Here is a 19,977-nt window from a genome sequence, read left to right on the forward strand (position 1 = left end):
GCCCCCCCCCCCCCAACCAGGACCCGCGCGACGGCCAGAAGCTGGCAAGCAAAAAGGCCGGGGTCTCCCCCGGCCTTTTCGTTTCAACCCGTGACGCCGATCAGGCGATCGCTTCCTGGTAACGGCGCTCGACTTCGTTCCAGTCGATCACGTTGAAGAACGCACCGATGTATTCCGGACGGCGGTTCTGGTACTTCAGGTAGTACGCGTGTTCCCACACGTCCAGGCCGAGGATGGGGGTGTTGCCTTCCATCAGCGGGCTGTCCTGGTTGCCGGTGCTCTCGACCACGACCTTCTTGTCCGGGGTGACGCTCAGCCATGCCCAGCCGCTGCCGAAACGGGTCAGCGCAGCCTTGGTGAAGGCATCCTTGAACTTGTCAAAGCCGCCCAGGTCCTTGTCGATGGCCTTGGCCACGTCGCCCCCCGGGTTGCCGCCGGCATTCGGCGCCATCACGGTCCAGAACAGCGAGTGGTTGGCATGGCCACCCCCGTTGTTGCGCACCGGGCCCTGCAGGTTCTCCGGCAGCGACTTGAGCTTCTTCACCAGCTCTTCGACCGGCAGGTCAGCGTACTCGGTGCCTTCCAGCGCCGCGTTGACGTTGTTGATGTAGGTCTGGTGATGCTTGGTGTGATGGATTTCCATCGTCGCCGCATCGATATGCGGTTCCAGCGCGTCGTAGGCGTAGGACAGCTTGGGCAGGGTGTAGGCCATGATGCATCTCCTGATTGCGAGGGCACCCGACGGTGTCGGGCAGTGCGCGGTGAATGATGGGGACAGACAGTAAGATTACCAAGGGGGATGTAAAGGAAATTGCGTCCTGCCGGTGAGCATGCCGGCAATTGTTACGCAGCGGTGACGCTGCACGTTCCTCATGCCCCATGCAGCGCGCAGGCGTTACAGTGCATGCCTCGCCCTCGCCTGCCCGTGCCCATGCGCAACCCCCGGCTGCTGATCACCGCCATCGCCCTGCTGCTGCTCGGCCTGGTCGCCAACCACTTCATGCAGCGTGCGCCAGCGCCGCAGTTCGCGCCCGAGCTGCAGGGCGCGCCTGCCGCGCAGGCCCCGGCCACGCCGGCAGCCCGCACCGATGGCGGGTTGCCCGCGTTCCTGCCCGCCGAGGCGCGCCAGACCATCGCACTGATACAGCGTGGTGGTCCGTTCCCGCATCGCCAGGACGGCAGCACCTTCGGCAACCGCGAGCAGCAGCTGCCGCAGCGCGCGCGCGGCTACTACCGCGAATACACCGTCGACACGCCCGGCGCACGCACCCGTGGCACACGCCGCATCGTCACCGGTGGCGATCCGCCGGAGGCGTGGTACTACACCGACGACCACTATGAATCGTTCCGCAGCTTCACCGTACCGGCCCAGGGAGCGCAGTGATGAGCCACGATGATTTCGGCCTCGGCCTGCATGACATCAACAATGCCGGCGTCTACGCCATCGACAGCGACGACATCGACGCGCTGGCCGCGGCGATGCGCGATGCCGGCCTGAAGGTGATCCGCATCGATCTGGAAGGCGTGGCCGACAAGCGCACCCTGCTGGCACGATTGGCCGCGCAGCTGGATTTCCCGGCGGGGTTCGGCGGCAACTGGGATGCGTTGTCGGACAACCTGCGCGACCTGCAATGGCTGCCAGCCAACGGCTACGCGCTGTTCCTGGCCGACGTCGACGCGCTGCGTGCCGGCACGCAAAAGGAGTTGGACACCCTGCTGGACGTGATGGACGAAACCAGCCGCGACTGGGTTGGCCGTGACGTGCCGTTCTGGGTGTTCCTGTCGCAGAGCGCGTGAGGTCACTGCCCTGGTGGATGCCGACCTTGGTCGGCATGCGCTGATGCCTTGGTAGAGGCCGACCTTGGTCGGCATGCGTGCTCCGGTAGAGGCCGACCTTGGTCGGCGTTTCTGTGCCAACCAAGGTTGGCACCTACCAAAGCGCGAGCCGGCCAGCGTGCGGGGCGCGGCCCCCTGCCTAGCGGCTCCCGTTATCTTCCTGCAGCTCTTTCTTGAACGGGATGTCCGGCGGCGGACGCGCCACCGCTGGCTGGTCCTGCATGTTCGGGTTGGTCAGGCCACAGCCACCACCGGCCTGCAGGATCGAGATCACGCAGGAGATCTTCGTGCCGGTGCCCGGCAACGGAATCTCCATCGACTTGATGCCCTTGCGCACCCACTCGGCCAGCAGCGACTCCTGCGGCACCCAGTACTTGTCGAACGAGGTAGGCGTGTAGTCGTACGGCGGCCGCTTCAACCAGGTGCCGGACTGGGCGATGCGCTCCTTGGTCCAGCCATCGTTGGCACCACCCGGTGCGCCCCGTTCGGCGTGCCCGTCGCCCTCCTGCCCCGGCACCCGCACGCTGCCATCGGCATTGAACAGACCACTGCCCTTGCCGGAAGTACTGGCCTGCCGCGCGCCACTGCTGGCACCGTCGCGGTTGCGGCTGGATGCACCCCAGTCATCGCCCTTGGCAGGCGTGGCCCAGTTGCCCGGATCGGGTGCCGGGCGCGCGCCTGCCTGGGCCGGTGCGGTACTGGATGCCGACGTGCGCGCCGTCGTGCTGCTGGCCTGCGCCGCGCTGCTGCTGGCCGCAGGCGCAGCAGTTGCCGCGGGGGCACTGCCACTGGAAAGTGATGGCGCCGCCACTGGTGCCGAGGCGACTTCGCGTTCGCGCACCTGCACGTCACGGCCCACCGGCGCATGTACGGTCGGCTCACGGCCGGCCACGGTCGCCATCCGCACCTGCGGATCGACCACGGCCTGCACCTCGCGTTCGCGTACCTGCAGATCCTGTTGCGGAAGGCGTACCTGCACATCCGCGGTGCGCAGCGGCTGCGGCGCCACCGGGGCGTCGACCGTACTGACTTCGCGCTCCTGTACCTGGATATCACGCAACTGCGGCGTGCGCACCGCGACGGCCGGCGCATGCAGCGGCGTCGGCGCAGCGGGCGCCTGCAGCGGCTGCACGCTGCGCTCGCGCACCGTGGGTGTGGTGTCGCGCGGCACGATGCTGACTTCGGTGCGCGGCACGCTGACCGGCGGCACCACGAAGTCGGTGCTGGCCTCGGCCACCTCGGTGGCCTGCACTGGAGACGGCGGCGGTGCCGCGACCGGCGCGGGTTCGGCTTCAGCCGGCGGCGCAGGCACGCTGGCGGTCGCTGCCGGCGTCGGCATGGGCGCAGGCGCCGACGCTGCGGCGGGTCGCGGTTGCGGTGCGCTGGCGGCGCCCGCCTCGCGGCCGGCCACTACCTGCCCGGCCGGCGCGGCGGCAGCGGCTTCGGCGCCCGGCTGGTCGCCACCGCCTTCCTGGGTAGCGCGGCCGACGAATTCCACCTGCACGCGCTCGCCTTCAGCGCCCTCTTCCTCCGGCGCCGTGGTGCGGATCACCGCCACCCACAGCAGCAGCACGAAGAACAGCAGATGCAACAGCGCGCTGGCCAGAGCCGAGGTCCAGCGCATCCAGCGCTGATCGCGCGGTGCGGCATCCCAGTCCTGCCAGAACAACCGCCGCAGCGCCTGCCACGGGGACAGACGCGGCGATTGCCCGGGCGGCCCGGGCAAGGGACGCGGCAGCAGCACGTCGATGACGTCCCGCGCATGCAGCGGCCGAGGCAACGGAGCGAGCGAGCGCAGCCACAGCGCCCAGCCATACGGCAGGCGCGTGGTTTTCTCCAGGACGGCCCCGGGGGGGGGGCGCGCCAGCAGCAGGTCGATGAGCTGCTCGGCCCGGGTCAGAGGCACGCGTCAGCGATCAGGCGGCGTTGCCGCGAGGGATGTACGGCGCGTGGCCACTGTCGTGGTCGGTCGCATCACGTACAGCGGTCACGCCCGGCACGCGGCCCATCAGGGTCTTCTCGATACCCTGCTTGAGCGTCACGTCGGCCATGCCGCAGCCCTGGCAGCCACCACCGAAGCGCAGCAGCACCACGCCGTCGGCCGAGACTTCCTGCACGGCCACCTTGCCGCCATGCGAGGCCAGCTGCGGATTGATTTCGTTCTCGACCACCCAGTGCACGCGCTCGACCAGCGAGGCGGCATCGCCGGGCGCTTCGCCCTTGATGCGCGGCGCCTTGATGGTCAGCTGCTGGGCGCCGGCGGTACCGGCGACGATGTCGATCTCGGCGCCATCGAGCCAGCCGACGCTGCTGGCATCGACATAGAGGGTGAAACCATCGCAGTCGACCGCCCACTCGTCGCCGAGCAGGTCGGTCGGCTCGGCGAATTCCAGCCGGGCATCGGCGCGCGGTGTACCAGGATCGACCGCGCTCAGGCGCACGCCCATGCCGGGCACGCCCTCGCGTTCGATCAACTTGCGGAAATGGGTCTGGGCAGTGTCGGAGATCTGGATCATCAGGCTATTCTAGCCAAGTAAGCGTCAGCCGCTCATTCGGTTTATACACCGTCCGGCGCATTGTTCAGTCAACACGAGGTGGAGATTCCCATGGCCGACCTGATTCCACTGGCCCAGGCCCGTTGCGTGCCGCGCAAAGGCAGCGACCACAAGCTCGGCGAAGCCCGCCTGGCTGAACTGCTGCCGCAGATTCCCGGCTGGGAGCTGAGCGAGGGCGGCCAGGCCCTGTCGCGCACCTTCCGCTTCAAGGATTACTACGCCACCATGGCCTTCGTGAACGCGCTGGCCTGGATCGCCCACCGCGAGGACCACCATCCAGACCTCGGTGTGCACTACGACCGCGCGGTCGTGCGCTTCTCCACCCACGACGTGGGCGGCCTGAGCGAGAACGACTTCATCTGCGCGGCAAAGACTTCGGCCCTGACGGAGCAACTGCCATGAACGTACGCCTGCTGAGCCTGTCCCTGTTCGCTGCGACCGGCCTGGCCGGCTGCGGCGCGTCCGAGCCGCCGGCACCGCCACCGCCGCCACCGACCGAAGTGGCCGCGGTAAAGACGCCGCCGCCGCAGTACCCGCTGGAACTGGCCTGCATGGGCGTGGGCGGCACCAGCACCTTCAAGGTCACCATCGGTACCGACGGCAAGCCGAGCGAGGTCGCCCTGCTGACCGGCGCCGGCAACCCGCAGCTGGACGAGCTGGCCAAGGCCGCCGTGCAGGGCTGGCAGTTCAATGCCGCCACCCGCAACGGCCAGCCGGTGCCGGCCACCATCCAGGTGCCGGTCAGCTTCAACCCGCCGCAGCCGAAGCCGGACCAGTGCTTCGCCATCGAAGAACGCCTGCGCCGCGGCGGTTGATCACGCGCGCCCCGACGAGGCCAGCCGACGCCCGCCTCACCCTCGCCGCCCCGGCCTTGCCCGGGGCGGTTGTCTATTGACCAGGATCGCGTCGGTACATGCTGCAGATTCCCCCCGAAAACGTCTGGATCGCGCTCGCGGTCACCCTCGCGGCCGGTCTTGCCACCGCCATCGGCAGCCTGCTGGTGCTGTTCTCGCGCCGGCCCAATCCGCGCCTGCTGGCCTTCGGCCTGGCCTTCGCCGGCGGCGCCATGGTCTACGTGTCGCTGTCGGAGATCCTCAACAAGTCCATTGCATCCTTCGCGCTGGCCTATGGCGAGCGCACCGGCTTCACCTACGGCACCCTGGCGTTCCTGCTGGGCGTGATCGTGATCGTGCTGATCGACCACTTCATCCCCAACCCGCATGACAGCCTGGACAAGCAGGACCCGGCATTTCGAGAGAACAGCCGCGAGTACCTGAAGCGGGTCGCCCTGCTGACCTCGATCGCCATCACCGCACACAACTTCCCGGAAGGGCTGGCAACGTTCTTCGCGACCCTGGAGAGTCCGTCGGTAGGCATGCCGCTGGCCTTCGCCATCGCCATCCACAACATTCCGGAGGGCATCGCCATTGCGGTGCCGGTGTACTTCGCCACCCAGAACAAGTTCTATGCGTTCAGCGCCAGCCTGCTGTCGGGCCTGGCCGAGCCGGTGGGCGCGGCGCTGGGCTACTGGCTGCTGTCCGGATCGCTGTCGCATGCCACCTTCGGCTGGGTGTTCGGGCTGATTGCCGGTGTGATGGTGTTCCTGGCGCTGGATGAGCTGCTGCCGGCGGCCAAGCGCTATGCGAAGGGCCACGAGACGGTGTACGGGCTGGTGGCAGGCATGGGCACGCTGGCGATCAGCCTGGTGCTGTTCAAGTGGTGAGGAATTCCAGGCCCGCCCCGTAGAGTCGAGCTTGCTCGACTGACATTCCTCGACCGAACAGCAGTCGAGCAAGCTCGACTCTACAAGGGGATACGGCGCGCTGCCTGTCCTGCCTACTTCAGCCGATCCAGCGCCTCGACCAGCTCGTCGGCCAGCGGCGCGTTCAGTACGTACGGGCTCTTGCCGTCGTCCAGTGCGAATTCCAGCGACGCCGCATGCAGGAACAGGCGCTTCAGCCCGATCTGCTCACGAAGCCGCTTGTTGACCGCAGGATCGCCGTATTTGTCGTCACCGGCCACCGGATGCCCCAGGTGCTGGGCATGCACGCGGATCTGGTGGGTGCGGCCGGTCTCGATGCGGACCTCGCAGTACGAATGCCCGCCGCGACGCTCCAGCACGCGGAAGTGGCTGATCGATTCCTTGCCGATCGCGTTGACCTGCACATGGCGCTCGCCGCCCTGGCGCAGGCCCACGTGCAGCGGCGCATCGACCGTCATCACGCCGTCGGGCATGCGCCCGGTCAGCAGGGTCAGGTAGCGCTTGCGGATGCCGGCGCCGTGGTCTTCACGCAGCAGCGCCTGCAGCTCGCTCAGCGCCGAGCGCTTCTTGGCCACGATCAGCAGGCCCGAGGTGTCGCGATCCAACCGGTGGACCAGCTCCAGGGTCTGCCCCGGGCGCAGCGCACGCAGGGTCTCGATGGCGCCGAAACTGATGCCGCTGCCGCCGTGGCTGGCCACGCCGGTGGGCTTGTTCAGGGCCAGCAGGCGGGCATCCTCGAAGACGATGGCCTGCTCCAGCCGTCGCATGAACGCCTCCGGCGGACCGGCCTTGTCTCCCTCTTCGGTGAGACGAACTGGCGGCACACGCACTTCGTCTCCGGCCTCCAGCTTGCGTTCGGCCTTGGCCCGGCCGCCGTTCACCCGCACCTGGCCGCTGCGCACCAGCTTGTAGACCAGGCTGCGCGGGGCACCCTTCAGCTGGCCGAGCAGGAAGTTGTCCAGGCGCTGGCCGGCGCGGTCGGCGGGAACGGTGATCATGCGCACGGAAGGCTTGTCGCCAGCGGGTTTGGTCGGGTCTTGGGCAGTCATCAGGCTGTTTATTCTGTTACACTCGGGGGGCGAGATAAGGGATTGATTTCGTTGGAAGTTACTCAGGGCCAGAAGCCCAGCTTCCGACGAATCCGGCACAGTGCGCGACCACCGCCCGCGGGGCGGCCATGTTAGCGGCTCACCGGCCTTCCCGGCCATCGCCGGATGCCTGACACGCAACCGTGCTGAACATGTCCCGCGTGGCGCTCCAGCCTGGCTGACAGCTGCCTGCGGCCCTGCAACACCCAAAAACCCATAAGAGTGAAGCGCTCCCGCGGCCTGCCGTGGTGTCGTAGCGCTGGAAACCCAAGCCGCCCTCCCCGCGCTTGCGCGAATGGGCGGCGAGCCGTGTCCAGAGGCGAAACCCCATGGCGTTCTGCGCGGTAGCCGCTTGCGAGGAACGCAACAATGAAGCGAATGCTGATCAACGCCACGCAGGCTGAAGAGCTGCGTGTTGCCATCGTGGATGGCCAGTCGTTGTATGACATCGACATCGAACAGCCGTCGAAGGAACAGAAGAAGTCCAACATCTATAAGGGCCGGATCTTCCGCATCGAGCCCTCGCTGGAAGCGGCCTTCGTCGAATACGGTGGTGGCCGCCATGGCTTCCTGCCGCTGAAGGAAATCTCCCGCGACTACTTCCAGGCCGGTGTCGACCACAACAAGGCCGGCATCCGCGAGCTGCTGCGGGAAGGCCAGGAAATCGTCGTCCAGGTGGACAAGGAAGAGCGTGGCAACAAGGGCGCCGCCCTGACCACGTTCATCTCCCTGGCCGGCCGCTACATGGTGCTGATGCCGAACTCGCCGAGCGCGGGCGGTGTCTCCCGTCGCATCGAAGGCGAAGACCGGGCCGCCCTGAAGGACGCCCTGGACAAGCTGAACATCCCCGACGACATGGGCGTGATCATCCGCACCGCCGGCGTCGGCCGCGATGCCGAAGAGCTGCAGTGGGACCTGGACTACCTGCTCAACGTCTGGCGTGCCATCGCCGAGGCCGCGCTGAGCAAGCCGGCCCCGTTCCTGATCTACCAGGAATCGCGCCTGATCGTGCGCGCACTGCGTGACTACCTGCGCGCCGACATCGGCGAGATCCTGGTCGACACCGAGGAGATGTACGAGCACGCCCGCGAGTTCATGCAGCAGGTGATGCCGCAGACCCTGCGCAAGCTCAAGCACTACAAGGACGACATCCCGCTGTTCAACCGCTTCCAGATCGAATCGCAGATCGAAGGCGCCTACGAGCGCAACGTGCGCCTGCCGTCGGGTGGCTCGATCGTGGTCGACCAGACCGAAGCGCTGACCGCGGTCGACGTCAACTCTTCGCGCGCCACCAAGGGCAGCGACATCGAGGACACCGCGTTCCAGACCAACCTGGAAGCGGCCGAGGAAGTGGCCCGCCAGCTGCGCCTGCGCGACCTCGGCGGCCTGGTGGTGATCGACTTCATCGACATGGCCTCCAACAAGCACCAGCGCGAGGTCGAGAACCGCCTGGCCAACGCGCTGAAGTACGACCGCGCGCGCGTGCAGGTCGGCCGCATCTCGCGCTTCGGCCTGCTGGAAATGAGCCGCCAGCGCCTGCGTCCGAGCCTGGGCGAGTCCAGCCAGATCGTCTGCCCGCGCTGCGACGGCCACGGCCGCATGCGCAGCGTCGAGTCGCTGTCGCTGTCGATCATCCGCGTCGCCGAAGAGCATGCGATGAAGGAGAACACCGGGCAGGTGCTGGTACAGGCCCCGGTGGAGATCGCCAACTACCTGCTGAACGAGAAGCGCAGCGCCCTGCGCGAGATCGAGCAGCGCCACGAAGCGCCGATCGTGATCGTCGCCGACGAGCAGCTGCACACCCCGCACTACACCGTCACCCGCCTGCGCGAGAACGAGCTGGGTGAAGAGAGCAACAAGCCCAGCTACCAGCGCGGCACCCCGCGCAAGCTGCCGGTGCACGCCCTGACCAAGGGCCAGCTGAACATCCCGCCGCCGGCGGTGACCCAGGTCAAGCACACCTCCCCCGCCCCGGTGCGCGAGGAAGTGGAGCCGGCCGCGGCCGCTCCGGCCCCGGTCGTGGCCGCGCCGGTGGCGCAGGCTCCGAGCGGTGGCGTGATCGGTTGGCTCAAGCGTGTGTTCGGTGGCGAACCGGCCCCCGCGCCGGCGCCGGCGGCTCCGGCGGCACGCCAGCAGCAGGACGGCGGCCGCAAGGACCGCAACAAGGATCGCAACAAGGACCGCAAGGACCGTCGCGACGAAAACCGTGGCAACGGCGGCAATGGCAACGCGCAGCAGCAGAAGGACGGCGGCAACCGCAAGGACCGCGGCGAGCAGCGCAAGGACGGCCGCAACGGTAACAACGGCAATGCCCAGCAGCAGCCGCAGCAGGGCAAGCAGAAGGAGCCGCAGCAGAAGGATGGCCAGCAGCCGCAGCAGCAGAACAAGCCGCGCAACGAGCAGCAGGGCCAGAACCCGCAGCAGCCGAAGCTGAAGCAGCCGAAGCAGCCGCGCCCGCAGCAGGATGGCGACAAGCCGGCCGAGAGGCCGCAGCGCAACGCCGCCGAGGTCCCGGCCGAAACCATGACTGCGGCTGCAGCCGTGGCCGCCACGGCGGTCGCCGCCAACGTGGTGACTGCGCAGGAAGCGACTGCACCGGTGGCGCCGGTCACCCCGGTGTCCGCCGCTCCGGTGGACGCCGCAGCACCGGTCGAGACCACTGCCAATGCGGCCAGCGAGGCCGAGGTGGTTGCGGTCGCTGCTGAAGAAGCTGCAGCCGACGCCAATGGCGAGCAGGCGGGCGAAGGCGCGACCCGTCGTCGTCGTGGCCGTCGTGGTGGCCGCCGCCGTCGTCGCGGTGGTGCCGAGAACGCTGCCGGCAGCGACGTCCTGGGCGATGACCAGGACGACGGTGACGACGGCGATGACACTGATGTCGCCGAGCCGACCGCTGACAGCACTGCCGGCACCGCGCCGGTCGCTGCTGCGCAGCCGGCTCGTTCGCAGCCGGAGTTCGACTTCGATGATGAAGTCGAGCCCGCCGCTACCGACGCCGCAAAGCCGGTTCGTGCTGCCGCCGCCGTTGCCGCCGCACCGGTTGCCGTGGTGAGCAGCGCTGTGGTCGAAGCCGCCGCCCCGGTCGTGGCCGAGGTGCAGGCTCCGATTGAAGCCGCCACCAAGGCCGAACCGGCACCTTCGCCGGTGCAGACCAGCATGCTCGATGCCATCGACGCTGCGACCCCGGTGCAGCCGGTGGCCGTTACGACTCCGGTGACGGAAGCGGCGCCGGCGGTGGTCGAGGCTGCCCCGGCCGTCGAAGCCGCTCCGGTGGTTGAAGCGAAGCCGGCCGTGGTTGAAACCGCCCCGGTGGTGGTTGAAACCGCCCCGGTGGCGGAAGCCCAGCCGGTGGCCTTCGAGGCTGCCCCGGCGGTGGAGGCCGCTCCGGCGATTGAAGCCAAGTCGGTCGTCGAGACCGCGCCGGTCGCCGAACAGCCGGTCGCGCCGGTGGCGGTCGAGACCGCTCCGGTTGAAACCGCTGCCCCGGTCGCCGAGGCCGTGGTGGCACCGTCGATTGACCCGGTTGCCGATGGTCACACCGACGCTGCGGCCCAGGCTGCCGAAGCCAAGGCTGACGAAGAAGACGAAGAGACCGCCAAGCGCACGCCGCCAGCGAACTGATCGCTCTTTGATCACGTAAAAGCAGAACGGCGGGGATCGATGATCCCCGCCGTTCTTGTTTGTGCGATTTGCGCAGGTTTCGAATTGGTAGAGGCCAACCTTGGTTGGCGCCGTTGATTGAATGCACGCGGACACGCCCGTGCCAACCAAGGTTGGCACCCTCCAGGGCACCACCCGCGCACGGTCACTGCTTTGGTAGAGGCCAACCAGGGTTGGCACCTGCCTAAGCGCGTCTGCGTCAGGGTTTCGGTGCGAACTGCAGGCGGGTCCACACGCCGTAGTGGTCCGAGGCCCAGCGCCCGCTGTCGTCGGGCTGGTCGAACAGCAGCTTTGCCTCGCGCGCAACCATCTCGTCCTGCTGGAAGAAGATGTGGTCGATCCGCGAGGGCGCCTGGTAGTAGTGCCGGTTCAAGGTGCTGACGCCAGCCAGGTCGGTGTTCACGTGCACGCTGCCGTAGCTGTCGCCGTAATGGCTGCGCAGCTCGCTCAGGTCGCCGGCATCCACCAGTGCATTGAAATCGCCCGCGATCACCACCGGCGCACCGGCCGACGTCGTGGTGATGTAGCGCAGCAGGTCCTCCACCTGGCTGCGACGAATGCCTTGGCCACGCTCGTCGTTGCGCTCGTTGAGATGCGTGGCGTAGACATTCACTGGCGTTCCATCGACGTCGATGCGCAGATGGGCGACGGTACGGTAATCGTCCAGCGGCTGCAGCAGATGATCGCCGTGGGCCAGGATCGGACGCCGGGTCAGCAACGCGTTGCCGTAGCGCTTCGGGGCCCCGACCGGATCGGTGGACACGAACACATACCGGTAGCCGAGCTGGCTGGCCAGCCACTGGGCCTGGTTGCGGACATTGCGCCGCTGGATCACCTCCTGCAGGGCAACCGCATCCGGCTGCAGGCGCTTGAGCTCGGCCAGGATGGTGCGGCGACGACTCGGCCAGTCCTCGCGGTCGTGATGCAGATTGAAGGTGACCATGCTCATGCCGGGCGCATTGGCCACCTCAGCCGACGCGGCGGTGGCCGCAGGCTCGATCGCCATCACCACACCCGGCAGCGCCATTGCAATCGCCAGCCCCAGGGCACGCACCGACGTGCGCACCCTCACCCCCTGCTGCTTCATCGTTACTGTCCCTTGCGTTCGGCGCGGCGCACCGCGCTCGGCACGTCGATCTCGACCCGCGCCGGCAGCTGGTGCACGTGCAGTTCCTTGTTGATCCACTCGACCGCTTCACCGTTGACGGTGGCATCGCCCGGATCACCGGCATACGGCCACGGCAGCACCACGCCGCCCACCGGCGGTACCAGGCCCGGCTGCACCTCCAGCGTCAGCTGCTTGTCGCTGCGCTGCAGGCGGTAGTTGAGCTGGCCCTGCGGCGTTCGCAGGCCCTGCACGGCAATGCCCTCGCCCTGCAACCACGCGGCCGGCACACCGGCGGCCAGCACCAGGGCGTCATCCATGTCGCGGTGGTAGGCGAACATGTCCAGCGCCGAGCGCACGAAGTCGGAGGCAACCCAGGCATGCGGCAGGTCACCCACGAAGAACGGCTTGCGCGGCGTGCGTGACACCACTTCGGCCCACTGGTTCCAGGCCTGCGGCGCTCGGTCCTTGAAGAAGAACTCGGTGGCCTGCCAGGCGCGGTCACGCCAGCCCAGGCGCACGAACGCGGCAACGTTGCGCCACTCGTACGGGGTGTAGTCCTTCCACTCCCGCTTGCCATCGCGGCGGGCCACGAATTCGTTCCAATAGCGTTCGAAGGTCGCTTCCAGCGCCTGCTGCGGCAGGCGGCCCTGCTCCCCCCCCGGGGCCAGCGCGATGGTGGTCGAAGTTGCATCGAAATCGCCCAGCTCGGCCGAACCCGGCAGGTAATCGATGGTGTGCTGCTGCATCGCAGACAGCAGCGAGGCCTGCAGGTCATCGCGGAACTGGTCGCGCGATTCAGCGATCTGCATCGCCTCGACCTTGCCCAGCTGGGTCGCCAGAAGTGCAGCGTCCTTGTAACCACGCAGTGCCCAGAAGTTGTCCCAGTACGAATGCATCGGCTTGGCCGAATAGCCTTCGTGGCTGATCGACGCCGGCATCATCCCGTAGAAGGCCGGGTTGCGCGCCCGGTTTTCCTCGGTGCGCTCGCTGGCGCGCAGCTGTTCCATGTAGGTATAGGCGCCCTGCACGTGCGGCCACATCAGTTCGACGAAGGTGCTGTCGCCGGTGTAGCGCCCATATTCGGCAATGCTGTAGATCAGCTCGCCGTGGCTGTCGTTCTCCGGCACCGGGTCGCTGCCGCGCGCATCGACGCAGCACGGCACCTTGCCGTTCTCGAACTGGTACGGCGCGTACCAGTTGATGTAGTCACGCACGGCGTCGCTGCGGCCCATGCGCAGCAGGCCTTCGGAAATCATCGCGCCATCGCGGATCCAGCTGCGCGCGTAGGAACGCGTACCCGGCTGCAGGCGCGGCCCGACGCGCGAGATCAGCATGTGCGCCACCGCGGTACGCAGGGTATCAACCAGCGCCTGGCCGGCCGCCGGCACCTGCAGCGAAACCACGCCCAGCTTCTGTCGCCACTGCTCGGCCACCTGTGCCTGCGCCTTGGCCACGTCCAGCGCCTTGGGCGCCCAGCCACCGGTCTGCGGCAGCACCACCGCCACTTCGCGGCTCTGGCCGGGCTCCAGCTTGATCGTATACATCAGCGCGCCCGACGCCATTCCGGTGCTGTCCTTCACCGCCGTGGTGGCCGGGTACTTGCCAGTGGCCAGGTGCATCGCATCGAGCTTGCCGTCGAACGTGCTGGCAAAGCGCGCGTCCGGCACCTGCAGCGGGTAGATGCGCGGCTCACCGTTGACCCGCACCAGCTGCTCGCCGACATCCAGCGCATCGATGCGGCTGAAGCCGCCGACGGTGTTGAGGAACTGGGTCGGCGGGTTGACCTGCCACGGGCGGATCGCCAGTGCCAGGGTGTACTCATGCGCGACCTTGTCCGGATTGCTCAACCGGTAACGGCCGATCAGCTGCGAGCGCTCCGGCGTGCCCTGCACGAAGCTGGTCACCGCCAGGCCGACCTTCTCGTGTACCCAGTCGACGTTGGCGATCGGCAGATAGTGGTCCTGCAGCGACTGGGTGATGGCCACTTTCGACCAGTCCAGCAGCTTGCCATCGAGGCGGATGAACGGTTCGATGCTGAAGCTGCCCTTGGCCGGCTCCAGTGCGCCGTCCTCACTGATCAGCGCCTGCTCCTGGCCGCCATCGAGGCCCAGCAGGGTCCAGTACGGCTGTTCACCGACATAGGCGCGCGGCAGTGCACCACGCGGCAGGTCGGCAGCCACCGACGACAGGAACGCATTCGGAGTGGCAGCGAAGGCCAGCGGCTTGAGCGCGATGTCACGGATGCCATAGCGCCAGTTCGGGCCATCCTGCAGATCGAAGCGCACGTAGCGTGCGTCGGTATCCGGCAGCGCCAGCCAATCACGGCCACCGGCACCACTGGTCACTTCGCGTACGGTGCGCCAGTCGCGGCCATCTTCCGAGGTGCGCACGGTATAGCGGCGCGCTTCCAGGTCCGGCAGCCAGTCGATCACCGCACCGCCGATCTCGCGGCTCTTGTGCAGGTCCAGGCTGATGGTCTGCTGCTTGACACCCCCGCTGATCCAGAACGTATCGCTCTTGCCGTCGATCATGCGGTCCTGCAGCGCGGTGGCGGTATCGGCGATCACCGATGGCACCAGCGCTGAATCATCCTGCGGCGGCAGGCCCTGCAGGGTCAGCCTGTCGAAGCACACCGTGCCACGCCCGCCGACCTTGCTGTAGATCGTGAACTCGACCGCGGCACTGCGCGCCATCTCCTTCTCGGGCGACGGCCCCCACGCCTTGTCGATCTGGCGGCGGCGGTATTGGACCGGCGTCCACGCCTTGGGGAAGCTGTAGCCGGGACGGTTGACCCACCACACGTTGTCGCCGCTGGCGTCGATCAGCTTGAACTGCAGGTCATTGCCCGGCGAATCACCGCGCAGCTGGAACCCGAAGCGATAGTTGGCCGGGTACTCGATGTTGAGCGCGCGACGAATGCCGACGTAGCCGGAAACCTTGTGGAAATCGTAGTCCAGGCACAGCGCGCGGCCGCCACCGGCACCACTGACCGGGCGCAACGAACCACTGACCTGGTCGGACAGCACCAGTTTCCAGGCACCGATATCGTCGAAATCGTCCAGCACTTTCGGTGCCGGCAGCGCCGGCGGCGCGGCGATCGCCAGGGAGGTCCACAACAGGCCCAGTCCAACGGCGATCGCTCGCTTCATCCTTTGACGCTCCCCAGCAACAGACCTTGGATGTAGTACCGCTGCAGCACCAGGAACAGCGCCAGCACCGGGACCACGGTGACCACCGCGCCGGCCATCATCATTTCCACGTCCATGATGTGTTCGCGCGAGAGGGTGGCCAGTGCCACCGGCAAAGTGTAGTGCTCCTGGTCGGTCAACACGATCAGCGGCCACATGAAATCGTTCCATGCGCCCATGAAGGTGAAGATCGCCAGGGTCACCAGCACCGGCTTGAGCATCGGCAGCACGATCTGGAAGAAGATGCGCAGCTCCCCTGCCCCGTCGATGCGCGCCGCTTCCAGCAGCTCGTCCGGGATCGAACGCGCGTACTGGCGGACCAGGAAGATGCCGAACACGCTGGCCAGCGCCGGCACGATCACGCCGCCGAAGCTGTTGACCAGGCCCAGCTGCTTCATCAGCAGGAAAAGCGGCAGCATCGCCACCTGCGCCGGGATCACCAGCGCGGCCATCAGCACCTGGAACAGGCGCTCGCGGCCGACGAAGTTCAGCTTGGCGAACGCATAGCCGGCCATGGTGTTGAGCAGCAGCGAACCAATCGTGATGCCCAGCGACACCAGCAGGCTGTTGGCGAAGTTGCCGCCCATGCCGGTGCGCGCGAACAGCTCATGGTAGTTGTGCGTGGTGATGCTCGAAGGCAGCAGCGGCGGCGGGAAATGGCTGGCCTCGCCCTGCGGCATGAACGACACCGACACCATCCACAGCAGCGGCGCCAGGCTGACCAGGGCCAGCACCAGCAACGCACCATTGATCATCCACGGGTACCAGCGCGACTGGCCGATTTCACGACTCATACCAACTGCCTCCTGCGGCCGAAACGCAGCATCACGGTGGTCACCGCCAGGATGATCAGGAACAGCAGGAACGCTACCGCGGAGGCGCGTCCCAGGTTCCACCACTTGAAGCCTTCCTCGAACATGAAATACAGCACGCTGACGGTGCTCTGCAGTGGGTCGCCACGGGTCATCACGTAGGGCTCGGCGAACAGCTGGAAGTAGCCGGACACGGTAATGACCCCGACCACCAGCAGCACCGGGCCGAGCATCGGCAGGGTGATGTGCAGGAACTGCTTCCAGCGCGAGGCGCCGTCGATGCGCGCGGCCTCGTACAGGTCATGCGGGATCGCCTGCAGGCCGGCCAGGAAGATCACCATGTTGTAGCCGAAGTTCTTCCACACCGCGAACAGCATGATGGTCGGCATCGCCCAGTTGGGATCGCCCAGCCAGTCGATCGGGCTGATGCCCAGATGGCCCAGTCCGTAGTTCACCAGCCCGTAGCTGGTATGGAACAGGTAGCGCCAGATCACCGCCACCGCCACCAGAGTGGTCACCACCGGGGCGAACAGCGCGGTGCGGAACAGCGCCTTGAAGCGCGCGGCCGGTGCATTGAGCAGCATCGCCGCGCCCAGCGACACGCCGATCGACAACGGCACGCCGATCAGCACGAAGTAGGTGGTGTTCCACAACGACTTCCAGAACATCGGTGTCTGCAGCAGATCGATGTAGTTGCCGAGGCCGACGAAACGCAGGTTGCTGCTGTCGGCCAGCGCGTAGAGGTCGAAGTCGGTCACGCTCAGCGCCAGCGCCGAAGCCACCGGCAGGCCGAAGAACACGCCCAGCACGATCAGCGAGGGGCCGGCAAAGATCCAGCCGGCAAGTGAAGTACGTTTCATTGCGCGCTCCCGGCGGCCACGGCACTGCTCGATTGCGGCGACGGCGCACGCTGCTGCAGGCGTTGTTGTTCATGCATCCAGCGGCGCTTGGCCAGCACCTTGTCCACGCGCTGGTCCAGCTCTTCCACCGCCTTGTCCTGCGGCAGGCCACCGCGCACCACCTTTTCGGTGACGATGCGCATTTCCTGCACGATGCGCTCCCACTCGAGCACCTTCGGCGTCGGCTTGACCCGCTCCAGCTGGTCGCGGAACGCAACCGCCAGCGGATCGTTGGCCAGCGACGGCGCATTCCAGGTACTGCGGCGCGGCGGCAGGTCACCGATGATCGAGTGGAAGCGCGCCTGGATCTGCGGCCGCGACAGGAACTCGATCAGCTTCCACGAGGCTTCCTTCTGCTGCGACTTGCGGAAGATCACCAGGCTGGTGCCACCGGCGATGCCGGCCCCGGGGCCGTCCGGTCCCGGCAATGCGGCGGTACCCCACTGCCCTTCCAGCTCCTTCGGCTGCAGCTTCTTGAACTCACGGATGTTCCAGGGACCGGAGATGTAGAACACATTGAAGCCACGGAAGAACTCGTCCCAGACGTTGGAGATCTGCGTCTCGGACATCTTCGGCGCCCAGCCCTGCTCGAACATGTTGGCGTAGAAGGCCAGCGTGCGGCGGAACCCCGGGCTGGCGAAATTGCCGCGGGTGTCGTCGTCGCGCAGCAGCGGATCGGGCTGCTGCAGCGCCAGCGACAGCTGCTGCTCGAACTCGTTGATCGGCATCAGCACCGCGTAGCGGTTCGGCCCCTGCATCTTCTTGATCGCGGCCATCTGCTCGTCCCACTCCTGCCAGGTGCGCGGCGGATGGTCGTAGCCGGCCTTGGCCAGCAGATCCTTGCGGTAGTAGATCAGGCGGGTATCGACATACCACGGCACGCCGACCAGCTCGCCATGGATCACGTTGGTATCCCAGATGCCCTGGAAGTAGTCCTTCGGGTCCACCACGGACGAACGCTGCACGAACGGCTGCAGCGGCGTCAGCGCGTCGAGTTCGGCGAACTCGGGCACCCAGGTGTTGCCGAGCTGGCATACGTCGGGCAGGCCGTCGGCGGCGAACGCCGTCAGCAGCTTCTCGTGCGCGGCCGTCCAGGGAATGTTCTGCACATCCACCTTGACGCCGGGGTTCTCGGCCTCGAACTCGTGGATCAGCTCGCTGACCACCTCGGCCTCGCGGCCCATCGCCCAGAAGCGCACGGTGGTGGTGCCCGGCTCGGTGCGGGCGCAGCCGGCCACGGCCAGTGCGGCCAGGGCAGGCAGCGCCCAGCGGCGCAGGCGGTCGATCCAGTTCGGCATCGGGTTACTTGCCCTGGCCTGTGGTGCGGTTGGCATTGTTCTTCTGTTCCTGCGCGGCAGCCGCGCGTGATTCGGCGATACCCACCGCGCGTGCCGCCGCGGCCTTTTCGTCCTTCTGCAGTTCAAGCGGCTGGAACGAGCCTTCCGGCGCCAGCCAGCCACCACTGAACCCGGCCCGCTCCAGTCCCTTGCGGATGTACGGGTTCTTCTTCATCACTTCCCAGACGAAATCATTCCGGTAGTTGGCGATCATGGTCAGGATCGGGCCCTGGTCGATGGCGATGTAGTCGCTGGCGACCCAGCCACGATCCGGCACCAGGCGACCGGTCTTGATTGGAATGTCGTAGTTGAAGCTGGGATTGAACGAATCCAGGAAGCCATAGCTGGAATAGATGTAGTCGCCATAGCGCTTGTGCATCTCCAGCGTGGCCGGGATCACCTGCTCGGGCGCGAACACCACCGATGCGATTGCGGCGGTCGGCGCAATGGTGCCGTCATCGAAGTTCTCGCGCAGGCCGGCGCCGCGCGAAGAGTAATGGCGGAACTGGCGCTGCTCGCCGCGGTATTCCTGGGTGGTGTTCTGCGGGCCGTCGCTGGCGGTCAAACCCCACACGTTCTCGCCATAGTCCTTCCACTGCATCGGGTTGGCGATGGCGTACTCACGCTGGGCCAGCGCGGCCGAACGGCTGTTGAGGAAATAGGTGCTGCCGCGCTCGCGCATGTACGCGTCCTGGATGTCACGGAAGTCGATCCAGACGTGGCTGTACTGGTGGCCGAACAGCGGGCCGAAGGACAGGTATTCCTGGCCCTGGTAGACACCCCAGTCGTTGTCGTAGGTCCGCGTCCATACCGTCCAGGCATCCGGGCTCACCGGGTGCGTCGGCGAGCCCAAAGCAAGGATGTAGACCATCATCGCTTCGTTGTAGCCCATCCAGTCGTGGTCGATGAAGCCGCTCTCGGGGAACCAGCCCATCGAGATCAGCGGTGCACGCTGCTGCAGCCACGGCCAGTCGATCTTCCTGTACAGCGTGTCGGCGATCTGGCGGATTTCCTTCTCGCGCGGATCGTCGCCATCGTAGTACGACTGCGCGAACAGCACGCCCATCATCAGCAACGCGGTATCCACCGACGAAAGCTCGACCCAGCTGTCGTAGCGACGGCCTTCCTGCATGTCCAGGAAGTGGTAGTAGAAGCCCTTGTAGCCGGCCTTGCCGGTGCGCTGCGGCCCCATCGGCACGTCGCGGAAGAACTTCAGCGTGGTCAGGGTGCGCTCGATCGCCTGGTTGCGGCTGACCCAGCCGTTCTCGATGCCGATCGGATAGGCGGTCAGCGCGAAGCCGACCGAGGCGATGCTGGCGAACGGCCGCGACGGATAGCGGTCCGGGGTCAGGCCGTTGATCTCGTTGGTGGTGTCCCAGAAGAACTGGAAGGTGCGGCGCTCGATGTCGTCGAACAGCGGCGGCAGCTCCGGCTTCATCGGCCGCGGCGGTGCGTCGGCCTCGATCAGGATCACCGGCGGGCGCGGCTTGGCAGGCTCCTGCTGGGCCGGCTGGCAGGCGGCCACGGCCAGGCTCAACGCTGCGGCGGACAACAGATGGCGTGCCTGCATGGCGCGGTTCCTCCGGTGGTCTGATCGATGGGAAAGCATAACGTCCAATGATCTGAAATCGTTTACAAGGTGCGTTCTTAAAAAACCACGAAAAACGTGGTTTGACACCGCGATCATTGCCCACGCCGCTGCCCCCTGGTCGGCACCGGCGTGGGGGGGGGGCGG

At 67.1% G+C, this 19,977-nt stretch carries 16 protein-coding genes; 6 read left to right on the forward strand and 10 right to left on the reverse strand.

The window, feature by feature from the left end; genetic code table 11:
* Positions 1–100: 100 nt before the first annotated feature.
* Positions 101–712 carry a superoxide dismutase gene (locus tag O0J73_RS14165; RefSeq protein ID WP_308308976.1) on the reverse strand — a complete coding sequence of 204 codons (612 nt, stop codon included), beginning with the start codon at positions 710–712 and terminating at the stop codon, positions 101–103.
* Positions 713–931: 219 nt separating this feature from the next.
* Between O0J73_RS14165 and O0J73_RS14170 the strand changes: the two genes are divergently transcribed.
* A complete protein-coding gene (locus tag O0J73_RS14170; protein WP_006455967.1) occupies positions 932–1,384 on the forward strand; it encodes a ribonuclease domain-containing protein in 453 nt (150 codons plus the stop codon).
* On the forward strand, positions 1,384–1,797 hold the full coding sequence (locus O0J73_RS14175) for a barstar family protein (RefSeq protein ID WP_308308977.1): 414 nt from the start codon (positions 1,384–1,386) through the stop codon (positions 1,795–1,797). Before O0J73_RS14170 ends, O0J73_RS14175 begins: the two co-directional genes overlap by 1 nt.
* A gap of 178 nt (positions 1,798–1,975) precedes the next feature.
* Here the strand turns inward: O0J73_RS14175 and O0J73_RS14180 are convergent, their stop codons facing one another.
* Positions 1,976–3,742, reverse strand: coding sequence for a hypothetical protein (locus O0J73_RS14180; RefSeq protein ID WP_308308978.1), 1,767 nt, complete (start codon positions 3,740–3,742; stop codon positions 1,976–1,978).
* Between the two features lie 10 nt (positions 3,743–3,752).
* A complete protein-coding gene (locus O0J73_RS14185; RefSeq protein ID WP_006456023.1) occupies positions 3,753–4,352 on the reverse strand; it encodes an NfuA family Fe-S biogenesis protein in 600 nt (199 codons plus the stop codon).
* Positions 4,353–4,442: 90 nt separating this feature from the next.
* On the opposite strand from O0J73_RS14185, the gene O0J73_RS14190 reads away from it, so the two are divergent.
* From O0J73_RS14190 to zupT, 3 genes are all read left to right on the forward strand, one after another.
* Positions 4,443–4,793, forward strand: coding sequence for a 4a-hydroxytetrahydrobiopterin dehydratase (locus O0J73_RS14190; protein WP_006456031.1), 351 nt, complete (start codon positions 4,443–4,445; stop codon positions 4,791–4,793).
* Positions 4,790–5,206, forward strand: coding sequence for an energy transducer TonB (locus O0J73_RS14195; RefSeq protein WP_053512033.1), 417 nt, complete (start codon positions 4,790–4,792; stop codon positions 5,204–5,206). Before O0J73_RS14190 ends, O0J73_RS14195 begins: the two co-directional genes overlap by 4 nt.
* Before the next feature lie 98 nt (positions 5,207–5,304).
* A complete protein-coding gene (zupT, locus tag O0J73_RS14200; RefSeq protein WP_006456115.1) occupies positions 5,305–6,114 on the forward strand; it encodes a zinc transporter ZupT in 810 nt (269 codons plus the stop codon).
* A gap of 113 nt (positions 6,115–6,227) precedes the next feature.
* On the opposite strand, the gene O0J73_RS14205 is transcribed toward zupT, so the two are convergent.
* Positions 6,228–7,202, reverse strand: a complete 975-nt coding sequence (locus O0J73_RS14205; RefSeq protein WP_125427288.1) for an RluA family pseudouridine synthase — start codon at positions 7,200–7,202, stop codon at positions 6,228–6,230.
* 408 nt (positions 7,203–7,610) lie between these two features.
* Here O0J73_RS14205 and rne point away from each other — a divergent pair, with 408 nt between their 5' ends.
* Positions 7,611–10,859, forward strand: coding sequence for a ribonuclease E (gene rne / locus O0J73_RS14210; RefSeq protein WP_308308979.1), 3,249 nt, complete (start codon positions 7,611–7,613; stop codon positions 10,857–10,859).
* A 238-nt stretch (positions 10,860–11,097) separates the two neighbouring features.
* On the opposite strand, the gene O0J73_RS14215 is transcribed toward rne, so the two are convergent.
* Genes O0J73_RS14215 through O0J73_RS14240 form a run of 6 tightly spaced genes read right to left on the reverse strand, consistent with a single transcriptional unit; the run spans position 11,098 to position 19,812 of the window.
* On the reverse strand, positions 11,098–11,985 hold the full coding sequence (locus tag O0J73_RS14215) for an endonuclease/exonuclease/phosphatase family protein (protein WP_308308980.1): 888 nt from the start codon (positions 11,983–11,985) through the stop codon (positions 11,098–11,100).
* Positions 11,986–11,987: 2 nt separating this feature from the next.
* Positions 11,988–15,155: a discoidin domain-containing protein gene (locus tag O0J73_RS14220; protein ID WP_006456345.1), complete on the reverse strand. Its 3,168-nt coding sequence runs from the start codon at positions 15,153–15,155 to the stop codon at positions 11,988–11,990.
* A complete protein-coding gene (locus O0J73_RS14225; RefSeq protein ID WP_006456347.1) occupies positions 15,152–15,988 on the reverse strand; it encodes a carbohydrate ABC transporter permease in 837 nt (278 codons plus the stop codon). The genes O0J73_RS14220 and O0J73_RS14225 overlap by 4 nt, the downstream gene beginning before the upstream one ends.
* A complete protein-coding gene (locus tag O0J73_RS14230) occupies positions 15,985–16,866 on the reverse strand; it encodes a sugar ABC transporter permease (protein ID WP_006456348.1) in 882 nt (293 codons plus the stop codon). The genes O0J73_RS14225 and O0J73_RS14230 overlap by 4 nt, the downstream gene beginning before the upstream one ends.
* Complete coding sequence (locus tag O0J73_RS14235; RefSeq protein ID WP_006456350.1) at positions 16,863–18,203, reverse strand: sugar ABC transporter substrate-binding protein; 1,341 nt, start codon at positions 18,201–18,203, stop codon at positions 16,863–16,865. Before O0J73_RS14235 ends, O0J73_RS14230 begins: the two co-directional genes overlap by 4 nt.
* Before the next feature lie 4 nt (positions 18,204–18,207).
* Positions 18,208–19,812, reverse strand: a complete 1,605-nt coding sequence (locus O0J73_RS14240; protein ID WP_197564173.1) for a glucoamylase family protein — start codon at positions 19,810–19,812, stop codon at positions 18,208–18,210.
* Between the last annotated feature and the right edge of the window lie 165 nt (positions 19,813–19,977).

It is taken from the genome of Stenotrophomonas sp. Sm6012, assembly GCF_030985895.1.
GTDB classification, from domain to species: domain Bacteria; phylum Pseudomonadota; class Gammaproteobacteria; order Xanthomonadales; family Xanthomonadaceae; genus Stenotrophomonas; species Stenotrophomonas forensis.